Raw genomic sequence first — 15,409 nt, forward strand, 5'->3', positions numbered from 1 at the left:
ATCGTCACCTGGCTGCCGCTCTTCCTGTTCGTGGTGCTCTTCGGGCTCTCCATGGGGAGGTGACCCGGTACGCGTCGAAGACGCCGTCGACCTTGCGGACGGCGGCCAGCAGGTGCCCCAGGTGCTTCGGGTCGGCCATCTCGAAGCTGAACCGGCTCACCGCCACCCGGTCCCGGGTGGTGGTGACGGTGGCGGAGAGGATGTTGACCCGCTCGTCGGAGAGCACCCGGGTGACGTCGGCGAGGAGCTTGTGCCGGTCGAGGGCCTCCACCTGGATGGCGACCAGGAAGGTCGACGCGGAGGTGAGCTTCCAGCTCACCTCGACCACCCGCTCGCTCTGCGCCTTGAGGTCCTCTGCGTTGGCGCAGTCGTCGCGGTGCACGCTCACCCCACCGGAGCGGGTGACGAAGCCGAAGACGGCGTCCGGCGGCACCGGCGTGCAGCAGCGGGCCAGCTTGATCCAGACGTCGCTGACACCCCGCACCACGACACCCGGATCGCTGCTGCTCTGCCGGCTGCGCGGCGGCCGGGTGGCGACGGCGGTCTCGGCGATGTCCTCCGCCGCGCCCTCCTCGCCGCCGTACGTGGCCATCAGCTTCTGCACGACCGACTGGGCGGAGACCTGGCTGTCGCCGACTGCCGCGTACAGCGAGGCGACGTCGGCCAGGTGCAGGTCCCGGGCGATCGCCATCAGCGCGTCCGGGGTGAGCATCCGCTGCAGGGGCATGCCCTGCTTGCGCATCGCCTTGACGATCGAGTCCTTGCCGGCCTCGATCGCCTCCTCGCGCCGCTCCTTGTTGAAGTACTGGCGGATCTTGGTGCGGGCGCGCGGGCTCTTGACGAACCCGAGCCAGTCCTGGGTCGGGCCGGCGGTGTCGGACTTCGAGGTGAAGATCTCGATCACGTCGCCGTTGGACAGCGTCGATTCCAGCGGCACCAGCTTGCCGTTGACCCGGGCGCCGATGCACTTGTGCCCGACCTCGGTGTGCACCGCGTACGCGAAGTCCACCGGCGTCGACCCGGTCGGCAGCGGGATGACGTCGCCCTTCGGGGTGAAGACGTACACCTCCTGGCTGGACAGGTCGAACCGCAGCGCGTCGAGGAACTCGCTCGGGTCGGCCGCCTCCCGCTGCCAGTCCAGCAGTTGGCGCAGCCAGGTCATCTCGTCGATGTGCGCCGGCGGGCCGACGATCTGGGTGCCCTTCTGCTCCTTGTACTTCCAGTGCGCGGCGATGCCGAACTCGGCCGTGCGGTGCATGGCGTAGGTGCGGATCTGCATCTCCACCGGCTTGCCGGTGGGCCCGATGACCGTCGTGTGCAACGACTGGTACATGTTGAACTTGGGCATGGCGATGTAGTCCTTGAACCGGCCCGGCACCGGCTGCCAGTTGGCGTGGATGACGCCCAGCGCCGCGTAGCAGTCCCGCACCGTGTCGACCAGGATCCGCACCCCGACCAGGTCGTAGATGTCGTTGAAGTCGCGCCCCCGCACGATCATCTTCTGATAGATCGAGTAGAGGTGCTTCGGCCGTCCGGTGACCTCCGCCTTGATCTTGGCGGCCTTCAGGTCGGTGCCCACCTTCTGGGTCACCTGGCGCAGCAGCGCCTCCCGCTGCGGCTGGTGCTCCCCGATCAGGCGGTTGATCTCCTCGAACCGCTTCGGGAAGAGGGTGCCGAAGGCCAGGTCCTCCAGCTCCCACTTGATCGTGTTCATGCCGAGGCGGTGCGCCAGCGGGGCGAGGATCTCCAGCGTCTCCTTGGCCTTCTGCTCCTGCTTGGGGCGGGGCAGGAAGGTGAGGGTACGCATGTTGTGCAGCCGGTCCGCCAGCTTGATCACCAGGACCCGCGGGTCCTTGGCCATGGCGACCACCATCTTGCGGATGGTCTCCGCCTTGGCCGCGTCACCCAGCTTGACCTTGTCGAGCTTGGTGACGCCGTCGACCAGCAGGGCCACCTCGCCCCCGAAGTCGGCGCGCATCTGGTCGAGGGTGTACTCGGTGTCCTCGATCGTGTCGTGCAGCAGCGCCGCGACCAGGGTGGTGGTGTCCATCCCCAGGTTGGCCAGGATGGTCGCCACAGCCAGGGGGTGGGTGATGTACGGGTCACCCGACTTGCGGTACTGACCCGAGTGCCAGCGGGCGGCGGTGTCGAACGCCCGCTGCAGCAGCCGGGCGTCAGCCTTGGGATGGTTCTCCCGGTGGGTGGAGATCAGCGGCTCCAGCACCTCGCTGACCTGGGAGGTCTGCCACGGCGCGTTGAACCGGGCCAGCCGGGCGCGTACCCGCCGGCCGGTCGGGGCGCTGGCGAGGGCAAAGCCACCGCCGGGGGACGGCTCCCCCGCGCCGTCCGCCCGCAACGGCACCACGACCGCCCCGCCGGACGGCGCTCCGCCGTCCGCCCTGGCGTCGGGCCCGCTGCCGGAGCCGGTCACCCGGGCCGGCGGGTTGCCGCCCTGCCCGCTCACCGAGCCGTCCGCGTCGCCTGTCGGGTGCACCGTGCCCTCCACCGGAGGGGCGACATCGTGGGACACCGGCCTCCTCACCGCTCGCCGGGGTGCGCCGGCCATCCGGCCGACGTTCTGTTCAACCGGCCCGAGGGCCGGCCTTGTTCCGCGCCACCCGCCCCGACGACGTGGTCCACGCCGGGCCGCCGGGGACCTCGCGGTCCCGGCGGCGCCGCGCGCCGCGCCGGCCGTCGGGCCGGTCGTCGCGCCGCCGGGCGGTCACCCGCCCGGTCAGCAAAGGGCAATGCTACCCGCACGCAGGGTACGCCGCGCCTCAGCCGGACGGACCCCACCGGGCCGGTCCGGCCGGCCAGCGGCTCAAACGGTCAGCAGGGCATGGATCGGACGCGGGGCGAGCCGCTCCCGGCCCTTGAGAAAACCCAGCTCCAGCAGGACGGTGAAGCCGGTGACCGTGCCGCCGGCCCGCTCGACCAGGTCGAGGGTGGCCTCGGCGGTGCCGCCGGTGGCGAGCACGTCGTCCACCACCAGGACCCGGTGACCGGCGGTGAACGCGTCCTGGTGCACCTCGAGGGTCGCCTCGCCGTACTCCAGCGCGTAGGAGGCGGTGTGCGTGGCACGGGGCAGCTTGCCGGCCTTGCGCACCGGCACCACCCCGACCCCGCTGGCGTACGCGATGGCGGCGGCGAGCACGAAGCCCCGCGCCTCGATGCCGGCCACCGTGTCGAACGAGTCCCGCCCGTGGTACGCGATGATCCCGTCGATCACCTGCCGGAAGACGTCACCGTCGGCGAAGAGCGGCATCAGGTCCTTGAACATGACCCCGGGCTGGGGGAAGTCCGGCACGTCCAGCACCCGGCTGGCGACCAGCCGGGCGACCTCCGGGCCGCTGTCTCCCCGTACCCCGGTGGTGTGGGTCTCCGTCACGGTACGTCCCATGTCCCTTCGAAACGACGACGGCGTCCGTCATGCTGCTCGCACAGCATGACGGACGCCGTCCGGTCGGTTCCTACCGGGTCTCCCCGGGCAGGTCCGCGGCGTTGCCCGCCGTCGGGGTCTTCCCCCGGGTCAGCGGCGCTTGGCCCCGCCCGGCCGGTTGCCTCCACCGCCGGGACGACCGCCCCGGGCGCCGGAGGGACGCTTGCCGGTCGGCCGGGCGCCCACCTTCGGCGCGGCACCGGCGAGGGCTGCCGCCTCCGCGTCGATGACGTCGTCGCCGGCCACCACGGCCCGCGGCGTGCCCTTCGGGATGACCTCGCCCCGGGCGATGGCGCCCCGGCGAGCCAGCACCCGCTTGTTGTGCGCGTTGATCCGCAGGTCCTGGTTCTTGAGCAGCACCAGCAGCGGGGTGGCCAGCAGAATCGAGGTCAGGAACGCCACCGCCATACCGACGAAGAGCACCAGACCCAGGTCCTTCAGGGTGCCGGCGCCGAGCAGGCCGGCACCGATGAAGAGCAGACCACCGACCGGGAGCAGGGCCACCACCGAGGTGTTCAGCGACCGCATCAGGCTCTGGTTGAGCGCCAGGTTGGCCGCCTCGCCATAGGTCGTGTTGTTGTTCGCGGTGATGCCGCGGGTGTTCTCCTGCACCTTGTCGAAGACCACCACCACGTCGTAGAGCGCGAAGCCCAGGATGGTGAGGAAACCGATGATCGTCGACGGGGTGACCTCGAAGCCGACCAGCGAGTAGATGCCGGCGGTGAGGAGCAGGTTGGTGAGCAGCGAGGCGATCGCGGCGACCGACATCCGCCACTCGAAGCGCACGATCAGATAGATCGCCACCACCGCGAGGAAGATCAGCAGGCCGAGCAGCGCCCGCTGGGTGACCTGGCTGCCCCACGCCTCCGACACCTGGCTGCCGCTGATCTGGTCGGCGTTGATGCCGAACTCCTGGGCCATCTCGGTCTTGACCGCGTTGGCCTGCTCGGCGCTGAGCTGCGGGGTGCGCATCTCGTAGTACTCGCCGCTGGTGCTGCCGACCTTCTGCGCGGTGACCACCTCGGCGCCGCCACCCTTGGCCGCCAGCGCCGCGTTGACCTTCGCCTCGGCCTGGTCCAGGGTGCCGACGCTGGCCGGCACCTGGAACGAGTTGCCGCCGGCGAACTCGATGCCGAGGCTGAAGCGGTTGATCGCGAAGCTGAGCACGGCGACGAGCACCAGCGCGCCCGCGACGGCGAACCACAGCTTGCGCCGGCCGACGATGTTGAGATCGGCCTCGCCCCGGTAAAGCCGGGACGCCAGACCACTCTTTGCCATCTCAGGCCTCCTTGACGCGCGGGTTGCGGGCGGTGGCCTGCTCGGCCGACCGGGCCGGCAGGGCCCGGCCGAGACCGCTGACCCGCGGGGACAGGAACGCCCGGGTCCGGGCGAACATCGTCATGATCGGGTGACGGAAGAGGAAGACGACGACCAGGTCGAGGACCGTCGCCAGGCCGAGGGCGAAGGCGAAGCCCTTCACCGCGCCGACCGAGACGATGTAGAGCACCACGGCGGACATCAGGGTGATGGCGTTCGCCGAGATGATCGTCCGGCGGGCCCGGATCCACGCCCGCGGCACCGCGCTGCGTGGGCTGCGCCCCTCCCGGATCTCGTCCTTGAGCCGCTCGAAATAGATGACGAACGAGTCCGCCGCCACACCGAGCGAGACGATCATGCCGGCGAGGCCGGCGAGGGTGAGGGTGAAGCCGATCGACCGGCCGAGCACCACCAGGGAGCCGAAGACCAGCAGGCCGGAGAGCACCAGGCTGAGGAAGATGACCGAGCCGAGCAGCCGGTAGTAGAAGAACGAGTAGATGATGACCAGCAGCATGCCGATGCCGGCCGCGAGCAGGCCCGCCTTGAGGTGGCTGTCGCCCAGGGTAGCGGTGACGTTCTGCGCCTCCGCCTGGTTGAAGGTCACCGGCAGGGCGCCGTAGCGCAGCTGGCTGGCCAGCTGGTTGGCGGACTCGCTGTCGAAGTTGCCGCTGATCTGCGAGTCGCCGGTCAGCACGGCCTGGATCTCCGGCGACGAGATGATCTCGTTGTCCAGCACCACGGCGACCCGGCACTTGCCGTCGTTGCCGAGCGCGGTCTGGTCGCAGGCCTGGCCCTCGTTGGTGAACGACTCGCGGGTCAGCGCGGTCCACTTCTCCTGGCCCTTGTTGGTGAAGTTCAGGCTCACCACCCAGGCGCTGGCCTCGTCGAGCTGGGCGGACGCGTTCTTGACGTCGGTGCCGACCACCTTCGCCACGTCCAGCAGGTACTTGGCGCTGGCCTCACAGGCGACGGCCTGCTGCTTCTCCTGCTTGATCGACGCCGGCGGCCGCTTGTCGAGCTGGGCGCAGGTGATGGTCGGGACGTTGAACTGCATGTCGACCGGCAGCACCGCGATCTCCTGCGGGGAGAGGGTGCCGAACGGCTTGAGCTTCTCGGCCAGCCCCGGGTCGGCGCTGACGTCGGCGGGGGCCTTCAGGCCGGCGGCGGCGGCCCAGGCGTCCGGGCCGACCTTCTGCTCGACGGCCTTGCGCTGCTCCTCGACGGTCTGCGACACCGGCTCGGCGCTCGCGCTCGGGCTCGGCGCGGCGGCACTTGGGGAGGCCGACGGGGTCGGCGCGGCGGCGCTGGCGCTCGGCGTCGGGGCCATGCCGCCCTGCCCGCCGGTGCTCGGCGACGCGGTGGCCTTCGGCGCGGCGCTGCCGGACGGCTTCGGCGCGGCGCTGCCCGACGGGGCCGGGCTGGCGCTGCCGGACGGGGCCGGAGTGGCGCTGCCGCTCGGGGCCGGGGCGACTGTGGCGCCGCTACCGTCGGTGGCCTTGAGGACCTTGCGGAAGCGCAGCTCGGCGGCGCTGCCGATGTCGGTCAGATCCCGGTTCTGACCGGGCAGGGAGACGACGATGTTGCGGTTGCCCTCGGTGACCACCTCAGCCTCGGCCACGCCGTAGGCGTTGACTCGGTTCTCGATGATCTGGCGGGCCTCCTCGAGGTTGGCGGCCGTCGGGGGCTTGCCGTCCACGCTGTTGGTGGCCTCGAGCGTCAGCCGGGTGCCGCCGACCAGGTCCAGGCCGAGCCGGGGCTCCAGCCGATCCTTCCAGCCACCGCTGGCGCCGCCCGAGAAGAACACCAAAAGATAGAGGACGACGAAGATGAGCCCGAGCACGGCGAGCTGCCGTCCGGGGCGCATCTGTCCCTGAGGTGGTGGTGCCACGGCTGTCCTGTCTCCCTGTACGGTCGCGCCGCTGGGCAGCGGCGACGAATATCGGGCCGGGGGTGTCCGCCCGACTGCTCCGACGAGCCGGCGCCGCCGGCCGACACGCCCCAGAGGGTGACGACGCGGCGGCGCCGAACGAAATTCCCCGCGTGCCGGCGTCGGACGCCGACCCAACTATCCACTTGTGGCAATGATTCCGCTGCCCCGTCCGGGGCCGACGGTCATTCCTTGACCGGCTCCGCGTCCTCGGTGACCGACTCGATCGTCTCGGGGCGCTCGGCCTGCTTGACCACCCGGGCGATCGCCGGGCGCGCGTACCGGGTCTGGACGCCCGGCGCGACCTCCAGGTGGACGGTCTCGTCGTCCACGCCGGTCACCGTGCCGTAGAGCCCGCCGATGGTGACCACCTCGTCGCCCGGGGCGAGCGCGGACTGCATCTGCGCGGCCTCCCGGCGGCGCTTCTGCTGGGGGCGGATCATCATGAAGTACATGACGCCGAAGAGCAGAGCGATCATCAGGATCGGCGTCAGGCCGCCGGCTCCCCCACCACCCGCTGCTGCGTAGAACAAGGTGCTGACCTTCCCATTGGTCTCCGTGCCGGGCCGAGGGCGCCGGAGCGGAGGCGGATTCTTACGTCCTGTACAAACCGCGGCGAAGTCTAATCCCTGCGCCTGAGAAGACCGAATGCGGTGCAGATCACGTTCAGATCACGGCTGATCGGCCTGGGCGGAGAAAAGATCGGGCACGGCGGGGGCATCGGTGCCAAATGTACCATTCGGCGGCGTACGCCCCAGGTGGTGCCAGGCGGCCTCGGTGGCCACCCGCCCCCGGGGCGTACGGGCCAACAGGCCGGCCCGCACGAGGAACGGCTCGCAGACCTCCTCGACCGTGTCCGGCTGCTCCCCCACCGCCACCGCCAGGGTCGAGAGGCCGACCGGGCCGCCCCGGAACGAGTCGACCAGCGCGGTGAGCACCGCCCGGTCCAGCCGGTCCAGCCCGAGCCCGTCGACGTCGTACACGGTGAGGGCGGCCCGGGCGGTCTCCAGGGTGACCACCCCGTCGGCCCGGACCTCGGCGAAGTCCCGGACCCGGCGCAGCAGCCGGTTGGCGATGCGCGGGGTGCCCCGGGACCGGCCGGCGATCTCGGCCGCGCCCTCGTCGGTGATCGGCACGCCGAGGATCCGGGCCGAGCGGCGCAGCAGCACCTCCAGCTCGGCCGGGGTGTAGAAGTCGAGGTGGGCGACGAAGCCGAACCGGTCCCGCATCGGCCCGGTGAGCAGGCCCGAGCGGGTGGTCGCGCCGACCAGCGTGAACGGCTCCACGTCCAGCGGGATGGCGGTGGCCCCCGGGCCCTTGCCCACCACCACGTCGACCCGGAAGTCCTCCATCGCGCTGTAGAGCAGTTCCTCCGCGGGCCGGGCGATCCGGTGGATCTCGTCGATGAACAGGACGTCGCCCTCGGCGAGGCTGGTCAGGATGGCGGCCAGGTCGCCGGAGCGCTCGATCGCCGGGCCGCTGGTCACCCGGATCCCCGAGCCCAGCTCGGCCGCGACAATGTTGGCCAGGGTGGTCTTACCCAAGCCGGGCGGCCCTGACAAGAGGATGTGGTCGGGCGGGGAACCGCGCCGCATCGCGCCCTTGAGCAGCAGGTCGAGCTGGTCACGGACCCGGTGCTGGGCGATGAACTCCTCCAGGCGCTTCGGCCGGACGCTGGCCTCCGCGTCCCGTTCCGCGTCGCTGACGTACGCCGAGACCAGGTTCTCCCCCGTCATCGGGTGCGGCCCAGGAGTCGGATGGCCTGCTTGAGCAGGACCGGCACGGGCGGAGTCGGCCCGTCGACGGTCTCGGCGACCGCGGCCACGGCCTGGTCGGCCTGGGCAGCCGTCCAGCCGAGCCCGACCAGGGCCTGGCGCACCTGCTCGGGCCAGGCGCCCGCGGTGACCCCGGCGGCGCCGTCCGGCCCGACCGGCACCGGGCCGATCCGGTCGCGCAACTCGAGGACGAGCCGCTCGGCGCCCTTCTTGCCGATGCCGGGCACCCGGGTCAACGCGGCGGTGTCGGCGTTGGCGATGGCCTTGCGCACCGCGTCCGGGGTGTGCACGGCGAGCACCGCCTGGGCCAGCCGGGGCCCGACCCCGCTGGCGGTCTGGAGCAGCTCGAACAGCTGCTTGGCGTCGTCGTCGGCGAAACCGTAGAGGGTGAGCGAGTCCTCCCGGACGACCAGGCTCGTGGCGAGCCTGGCCGGCTGGCCGACCCGCAGCTCGGCGAGGGTGCCCGGCGCGCACTGCACCGCCAGGCCGATGCCGCCCACCTCCACCACCGCGTGGTCCGGACCGGTCGCGGTCACCGTGCCGCGCACGCTGGCGATCATCGCGTTCTTCCTCCTCGTGCCCGCTCGGCCGCGGCGGCCAGCTTCGACCGGGTGCCGCCGCGCCAGACATGGCAGATGGCCAGGGCCAGGGCGTCGGCGGCGTCGGCGGGCCGCGGCGGCTCGGGCAGCCGCAGCAGCCGGGTGACCATCATGGTCATCTGTGCCTTGTCGGCCTGACCGGAACCGGTCACCGCCGCCTTGACCTCGCTCGGGGTGTACGTCTGCACCGGCAGCCCGGCCCGCGCCCCGGCCAGCACGGCGATCCCACTGGCCTGGGCCGTGCCCATCACCGTGCGGACGTTGTGCTGGCTGAACACCCGCTCCACGGCCACGGCGTCCGGCCGGTGCTCGGCGACCAGGTCGGTGAGCGAGCGGTCCAGGTGCAGCAGGCGCAGCGGCAGGTCGTCCTCCGGATCGGTGTGGACGACGTAGTAGGCGACCAGGGTGCAGGGACGGCCCGGCACGCCCTCGACCACGCCGACCCCACACCGGGTCAGCCCCGGGTCGACGCCGAGCACCCGCACGCCGCCTCCTCCCCAGACCGCCAGCAGTACGTGTGTTCGACACTCTACTGATGCCGGCGTACGCCGCCGGGCGGGACACGCCCGCCCGGGGCCTACCGTTGCCACGGCCCTCCGGCAGGGTCGCCGGGGCGGGCCCACCGGCACCGCGCCGGGCCGGGCTCGGACGGCCCGCCGAGCCCACACAGAACAGCCACCGAGTATGTGTCGTGGCCCCATGTGCCGCCGGCCACACAGCTCGTAACTTCTTGCGCCATGACGGCAGAACCCGTGGCGGTCCCCCACGTCGTACGCCTCGACCTCTCCGGTCGTAGCGCCCTGGTGACCGGTGGTGGCAGCGGCATCGGACGGGCCTGCGCCCTGCGTCTGGCGGCGGCCGGCGCGACGGTGCTGGTGGTGGACCGCAACGTGGAGGCGGCGAAGGCGGTGGCCGCCGAGGCGGGCGGCCGGGCCGAGGGCATCGACCTGGCCGACGTGGCGGCGGTGGACCGGCTCGACGCCGCCGTGGACATCGTGGTCAACAACGCCGGCCTGCAGCACGTCGCGCCGGTGCCGGAGTTCCCCGTCGAGCGCTTCGAGTACCTCCAGCGGGTGATGGTGGAGGCGCCGTTCCTGTTGATCCGGCGGGCCCTGCCGCACATGTACGCGCGGGGCTGGGGCCGGATCGTCAACATCTCCTCGGTGCACGGGCTGCGCGCCTCGCCGTACAAGGCGGCGTACGTGTCGGCGAAGCACGCGCTGGAAGGGCTGTCGAAGGTGGTGGCGCTGGAGGGCGCCGCGCACGGCGTGACCGCCAACTGCATCAACCCGGCGTACGTGCGGACCGCGCTGGTGGAGAGCCAGATCGCCGACCAGGCGGCCACGCACGGCATCGGCGAGGACGAGGTGATCGAGAAGATCATGCTGGCCCGGGCGGCGATCAAGCGGCTGATCGAGCCGGAGGAGGTGGCCGAGTTGGTCGCGTACCTCTGCTCGCCGCCGGCCGCGTTCATCACCGGCGCCTCGATCGCCCTCGACGGGGGCTGGACGGCGAACTAGTGGCGCCCCGCACAATGTCGGTCATGTCGTCGCCGGTCGAGTTCCTCGAGCTGTTGGCCCGGGAGGCCGCCGCGGTCGAGTTCGAAGGGCCGCTGGTCGCGGCCCGCGCCGCCGGCCTGCCGGCCGAGCGGCTGGCCGAGCTGGAGCAGGCGAAGGTGGTGGCGCTGCGGGTCCGCGCGCTGCTGGAGCGCCGGCGCCGCCGGGAGATCGAGCTCTCCGGGCTGTACGACACCGCCAGCGACCTGGCCGGGCTGCGCGACCTGGACGACGTGCTGCGGGCGATCGTGCACCGGGCCCGGATCCTGCTCGGCACGGACGTGGCGTACATGACGCTCAACGACGACGAGCGCGGCGACACCTACATGCGGGTCACCGACGGCTCGATCTCGGCCCGGTTCCAGCGGCTGCGGCTGGAGATGGGCGACGGCTTGGGCGGGCTGGTGGCCCAGACGGGCACGCCGTACGTGACCGCGAACTATCCGGAGGACGACCGGTTCCGCCACACCGGGGAGATCGACGCCGGGGTGGGCGAGGAGGGCCTGGTGGCCATCCTCGGCGTGCCGCTGCGGCTCGGGTCGAGCGTGATCGGCGTGCTCTACGCGGCCAACCGGTCGGCCCGGCCGTTCGCCCGGGAGGAGGTGTCGCTGCTGGTCTCGCTCGCGGCGCACGCGGCGGTGGCGATCGACACCGCCCGGCTGCTGGCGGAGACCCGCTCGGCGCTGGCGGAGCTGTCGGCGGCGAACAGCACGATCCGGGCGCACAGCAGCTCGGTGGAGCGGGCGGCCGCCGCCCACGACCGGATGACCGCCCTGGTGGTGCGCGGTGGCGGGATGGAGGACGTGGCGGCGGCGGTCACCGAGGTGCTCGGCGGGGCGTTACTGGCGCTGGACGCCGAGGGGCGGCGGCTGGCCCGGGTGGGCGAGATCGAGGAGCCGGACCGGGCGGACATGGTGGAGGCCGTGGCCGCGTCCCGGACCGAGGGGCGCAGCGTCCGCCGGGGTCCGCTCTGGTACGCCGCGGTGGTGGCCGGCGCGGAGAACCTGGGCGCGCTGGTGCTGCGCCCGGACGGTGAACTGGTCGACGCCGACCAGCGGATCCTGGAGCGGGCCGCGCTGGTGACCGCGTTGCTGCTGCTGTTCCGCCGGACGGTGGCGGAGGCGGAGGGACGGGTCCGGGGCGAACTGCTGGACGACCTGATCGCCCGGCCGCTGCGGGACACGGACGCGCTGCGCAGCCGGGCCCGCCGCCTCGGCGTGGACCTGGACGCGCCGCACGTGCTGGTGGCGGTCGGCGACGACGCGATCGCCGCGACCGGTTCGGCCCGGCAGCGGGTGCTCTCCTGGGCCACCACGTACGCCTCGACCCGGGGCGGACTGGCGGCGGCGCGGGACGGCCGGGTGGTGCTGATGCTGCCCGGCAAGGACGCCGGCGGCGCGGCGCGCGCGGTGGCCCGGGACCTGTCGCGGGTGACCGGCCGGCCGGTGACCGCCGGGGCGAGCGGGCCGTCGACGGGGCCGGCGTCGCTCGCCGCCGCCTTCGCCGAGGCGGAACGCTGCCTGACCGCGCTGGGCGCGCTGGGCCGGGCCGGGCAGGGCGCGAGCACCGCCGAGTTGGGCTTCGTGGGGCTGCTGCTGGGTGCGGTCGGCGACTCGGGCGACCGGGACGTGGCCCGGTTCCTCACCGCCACCGTCGGGCCGGTGGTGGACTACGACGCCCGGCGCGGCACCGCGCTGGTCAAGACGCTGGAGGCGTACTTCGGGATGGGCGGCAGCCTGGCCCGGGCGGCGGAGCTGCTGCACGTGCACGTCAACACGGTCACGCAGCGGTTGGAGCGGGTCGGGCAGCTGCTGGGCGCCGACTGGCAGAAGCCGGAGCGCGCCCTGGAGGTGCAACTCGCGCTCCGCCTGCACCGCCTACGCACCCCCACCACCTGACCCACGGCACCCGGCGGACGGGCTTGCAGATCTTGGTAGGTGCCGGCCCTCGGAGGGGCGATAGCTACCAATATCTTGCCGCGGAGCGGGGCGGGGCGGGGCGCCGGTCAACGGGCGCGGAGGCCGTCCAGGGCGGCGTCGACGATCCGCTCCGGCAGGATCTTCTCGTCCAGCTCGGGGTGCCAGCGCAGCATCCGCTGGATCAGCATCGGGCCGGTGAGCAGCGCCATGGCCAGCTCGATGTCCAGGTCGGCCCGCAGCTCCCCGTTGGCCACGCCGCGTCGGAGCACCTCACGCATCAGCTTCCGGCGGGGCTCGATGATGTTCTGGTAGAGCTGGTAATGGTCCGGGCTCCGGTTCACCTCAGGCACCAGACACGGCATGATCTTGGCGGCCCGGGGGTCGATGTTGTGGCCGACCGCGCCGACGAGCAGCACCAGGTCGTCCCGGACGGAGTGGCCGGTGGGCTGCGGTACGACCCCCTTGAGGGTGCGCAGCGCGTCGAGCAGCAGGGCGTCCTTGCCCGGCCAGCGGCGGTAGATGGTGGCCTTGCCCACGCCGGCCCGAGCGGCGATCGCCTCGATGGAGAGCGCCTCGATCGTGTTGCCCTCGGCGAGCAGGTCCAGGGTGGCCTGCACGATCGCCTCGTCCGCGCGGATGCTCCGCGGTCGACCGGGCGACCGCGGAGCATCGGCGGTGGAACTCATGTCGGACATTGTCGCCGAACCTACTGGGTCCCGGCCAACTCCGGCTCGGCCGGTCGGGCCTCGGCCAGGGCCGGCACCGGGCGGCCTGGCATCCAGCGGAGCACGATGACGATGCCGAGCGCGGCCACCAGCGCGGAGACCGCCGCGGCCCAGTGCATGGCCGAGACGAACGAGTCGTTGGCCGCCGCGATCAGCTGCGGCGCCGCCGGGCCGAGCTGCGCCGCCACCGCGTACGCACCGGAGATCGACTCCTCGGCCGCGGCCCGGGCCGGGTCGGGCAGGCCGGCCAGCGCCGAGGCGACGTCGCCCCGGTAGACCGCGGAGAGCACCGAACCGAGCACCGCCACGCCGAGCGCGCCGGCGACCTGGCGGACGGTGTTGCTCACCGCCGAACCGACGCCGGCCTTCTCCCGGGGCAGCGCCGACATGATCGACTCGGTGGCCGGCGGCATGATGTTGGCCATCCCGGCGCCCTGGAGGAAGCCCAGCGCCGAGAAGATCCAGATCGGCGTGTCCGCGTCGATGAGGACGAACACGCCGAGCGCGGCGGCGGTGAGCAGCAGCCCGACCGCGGAGACCGCCCGACCGCCGTAGCGGCGGACCATGGCGGCGCTGCGCGGGGCGAAGATCAGCTGGGCGACCGCGAACGGCAGGAAGAGCAGGCCGCTCTCCAGCGGGCTGTAGCCGCGAACCAGCTGGAGGTAGAAGGCGCCGAAGAACATCACGCCCATCGCGGCGAAGAAGACCAGCCCGACCATCGCCACCGGGGCGGCGAACCGGGGCACCCGGAACAGCCGGACGTCCAGCGACGGGTGGTCGCTGCGCAGCTCGTGGGCCACGAACCAGGCCAGCACCGCGACGCCGCCGATGATCGCGGCCCAGACCGGCAGCCGGCCGAAGCCGTGCTCGCCGCCGTCGATGATGCCGTAGGTGAGGGCGACCAGGCCGACCACGGACAGCAGCACGCCGGGCAGGTCCACCCGGCCGGGCTTCGGGTCGCGGGACTCCGGCACCAGCGTGGCGACCAGCACCAGGCCGAGCACCACCACCGGGACGTTGATCAGGAAGACCGAGCCCCACCAGTAGTGCTCCAGCAGGGCGCCCCCGAGGACCGGGCCGATCGCCACGGCCAGGCCGACCGCGCCGGCCCACACACCGATCGCCCGGGCCCGCTCCCGGGGGTCGAAGACGTTGGAGATGATCGAGAGCGTCACCGGCATGATGGCCGCACCGCCGACGCCCATCAGGGCGCGGGTGCCGATCAGCTGCGCCGGGTCCTGGGCGTACGCCGACAGCAGCGACGCCAGCCCGAACAACGCCAGGCCGACCAGCAGGAACCGCTTGCGCCCGAGGCGGTCGCCCAGGACACCGAAGGTGAACAGCAGGCCGGCGAAGACCAGCGTGTAAGAGTTGATCGCCCACTCCAGCTCGCCCTGGCTGGCCCCGAGCCCGTGCACCGGGTCGGCGAGGGTACGCAGAGCGACATTGAGGATGGTGTTGTCGAGGACGACCACGAGGAGGCTGATCACCAGCACCCCCAGGATCGCCCACCTCCTCGGATGTCCGGTGTTCTCGTGCGGTTCCATCTCGGTTCTCCCCCCGGTTCGCCCGCGTCGAATTACGATACGAGCCAGACTCGTAACGGACCTGAGCGTAAGTGACAGGGATTCGATACGGAACCGGTCCGTATCGTATGTGTGCCAGGTCACGCGGCCCTCCGGCCCACTCACCGGGTCCACCTACGCCGTCCGCAGCCTCGTGATCAACTCCGCGTACGGGATGTTGCGGTATCCGGGGTGCCGGATACCGCGGTGTGCGCCCCATGGAGTGGATCAGCCGGGGTGCGTGTTCGGCTGTCCGGGCCCGGTGGTGCGTATGTCCCGTTTGTGGGTGTGGCCGGTGGCATCCGCCGGCCGGAATGGCGGGCGGCCGGGGGTCGTTGAACACCAGTGAACGGCCGAGGAAGCCCCCACCGGTGAGCGCGGGGGCGGGCCCGGAATGTTGGCGGGCCGTCGGTCGTTACACATGGTCCCGGCGCCGCGAAGAGGCGATCCCCCGCCCCGCGAGCCGCTGGATCCCCCCGGAGACTTTCCCCCTTGTTTTGAGCGCCTGACGGTGCTTGCGTGCCCGGTCCATCCCTCATGGGCTGTGTGCGCCAACCCCCGAATGGAGCTTTGGTCATGAACTCGAT

The 15,409-nt window shown here is 72.3% G+C and carries 12 protein-coding genes; 2 read left to right on the plus strand and 10 right to left on the minus strand.

Annotation, left to right across the window (positions count from 1 at the left end; all coding sequences use genetic code 11):
• Nucleotides 1-4: 4 nt before the first annotated feature.
• The 8 genes from ABZ570_RS31010 to ruvC form a co-directional block, all read right to left on the minus strand.
• On the minus strand, nt 5-2,506 hold the full coding sequence (locus tag ABZ570_RS31010; protein WP_358071252.1) for a bifunctional (p)ppGpp synthetase/guanosine-3',5'-bis(diphosphate) 3'-pyrophosphohydrolase: 2,502 nt from the start codon (nt 2,504-2,506) through the stop codon (nt 5-7).
• A 315-nt stretch (nt 2,507-2,821) separates the two neighbouring features.
• Entirely contained in the window at nt 2,822-3,388 is a 567-nt protein-coding gene (locus tag ABZ570_RS31015; RefSeq protein WP_358071234.1) for an adenine phosphoribosyltransferase, read from the minus strand.
• Nucleotides 3,389-3,529: 141 nt separating this feature from the next.
• Nucleotides 3,530-4,717, minus strand: coding sequence for a protein translocase subunit SecF (secF, locus tag ABZ570_RS31020; protein WP_358071236.1), 1,188 nt, complete (start codon nt 4,715-4,717; stop codon nt 3,530-3,532).
• A 1-nt stretch (nt 4,718) separates the two neighbouring features.
• On the minus strand, nt 4,719-6,620 hold the full coding sequence (secD, locus tag ABZ570_RS31025; RefSeq protein WP_358071254.1) for a protein translocase subunit SecD: 1,902 nt from the start codon (nt 6,618-6,620) through the stop codon (nt 4,719-4,721).
• Between the two features lie 248 nt (nt 6,621-6,868).
• Nucleotides 6,869-7,216, minus strand: coding sequence for a preprotein translocase subunit YajC (yajC, locus tag ABZ570_RS31030; protein ID WP_358071238.1), 348 nt, complete (start codon nt 7,214-7,216; stop codon nt 6,869-6,871).
• Between the two features lie 138 nt (nt 7,217-7,354).
• The gene (gene ruvB, locus ABZ570_RS31035) at nt 7,355-8,419 is read right to left on the minus strand and encodes a Holliday junction branch migration DNA helicase RuvB (RefSeq protein ID WP_358071240.1); all 1,065 of its coding nucleotides are present in this window, start codon (nt 8,417-8,419) and stop codon (nt 7,355-7,357) included.
• Nucleotides 8,416-9,018, minus strand: a complete 603-nt coding sequence (gene ruvA / locus ABZ570_RS31040) for a Holliday junction branch migration protein RuvA (protein ID WP_358071242.1) — start codon at nt 9,016-9,018, stop codon at nt 8,416-8,418. Before ruvA ends, ruvB begins: the two co-directional genes overlap by 4 nt.
• Nucleotides 9,015-9,542: a crossover junction endodeoxyribonuclease RuvC gene (ruvC, locus tag ABZ570_RS31045; protein WP_358071244.1), complete on the minus strand. Its 528-nt coding sequence runs from the start codon at nt 9,540-9,542 to the stop codon at nt 9,015-9,017. Before ruvC ends, ruvA begins: the two co-directional genes overlap by 4 nt.
• A 252-nt stretch (nt 9,543-9,794) precedes the next feature.
• Between ruvC and ABZ570_RS31050 the strand changes: the two genes are divergently transcribed.
• Both ABZ570_RS31050 and ABZ570_RS31055 read left to right on the plus strand, forming a co-directional pair.
• The gene (locus tag ABZ570_RS31050) at nt 9,795-10,577 is read left to right on the plus strand and encodes a 3-hydroxybutyrate dehydrogenase (RefSeq protein WP_358071246.1); all 783 of its coding nucleotides are present in this window, start codon (nt 9,795-9,797) and stop codon (nt 10,575-10,577) included.
• A gap of 14 nt (nt 10,578-10,591) precedes the next feature.
• A complete protein-coding gene (locus ABZ570_RS31055; protein ID WP_358071256.1) occupies nt 10,592-12,511 on the plus strand; it encodes a helix-turn-helix domain-containing protein in 1,920 nt (639 codons plus the stop codon).
• A 107-nt stretch (nt 12,512-12,618) separates the two neighbouring features.
• On the opposite strand, the gene ABZ570_RS31060 is transcribed toward ABZ570_RS31055, so the two are convergent.
• Both ABZ570_RS31060 and ABZ570_RS31065 read right to left on the minus strand, forming a co-directional pair.
• Nucleotides 12,619-13,227, minus strand: coding sequence for a TetR/AcrR family transcriptional regulator (locus ABZ570_RS31060; RefSeq protein WP_358071248.1), 609 nt, complete (start codon nt 13,225-13,227; stop codon nt 12,619-12,621).
• An 11-nt stretch (nt 13,228-13,238) separates the two neighbouring features.
• Nucleotides 13,239-14,804, minus strand: coding sequence for an MFS transporter (locus ABZ570_RS31065; protein WP_358071250.1), 1,566 nt, complete (start codon nt 14,802-14,804; stop codon nt 13,239-13,241).
• Between the last annotated feature and the right edge of the window lie 605 nt (nt 14,805-15,409).

Source organism: Micromonospora sp. NPDC007271 (assembly GCF_040634005.1).
GTDB lineage: Bacteria > Actinomycetota > Actinomycetes > Mycobacteriales > Micromonosporaceae > Micromonospora.

Coding starts and splice junctions, on each gene's coding strand:
- secF (WP_358071236.1), bottom strand. CDS start 4,717: ATGGCAAAGAGTGGTCTGGCGTCCCGGCTTTACCGGGGCGAGGCCGAT.
- secD (WP_358071254.1), bottom strand. CDS start 6,620: ATGCGCCCCGGACGGCAGCTCGCCGTGCTCGGGCTCATCTTCGTCGTC.
- ruvB (WP_358071240.1), bottom strand. CDS start 8,419: ATGACGGGGGAGAACCTGGTCTCGGCGTACGTCAGCGACGCGGAACGG.
- ruvA (WP_358071242.1), bottom strand. CDS start 9,018: ATGATCGCCAGCGTGCGCGGCACGGTGACCGCGACCGGTCCGGACCAC.
- ABZ570_RS31050 (WP_358071246.1), top strand. CDS start 9,795: ATGACGGCAGAACCCGTGGCGGTCCCCCACGTCGTACGCCTCGACCTC.
- ABZ570_RS31055 (WP_358071256.1), top strand. CDS start 10,592: ATGTCGGTCATGTCGTCGCCGGTCGAGTTCCTCGAGCTGTTGGCCCGG.
- ABZ570_RS31060 (WP_358071248.1), bottom strand. CDS start 13,227: ATGTCCGACATGAGTTCCACCGCCGATGCTCCGCGGTCGCCCGGTCGA.
- ABZ570_RS31065 (WP_358071250.1), bottom strand. CDS start 14,804: ATGGAACCGCACGAGAACACCGGACATCCGAGGAGGTGGGCGATCCTG.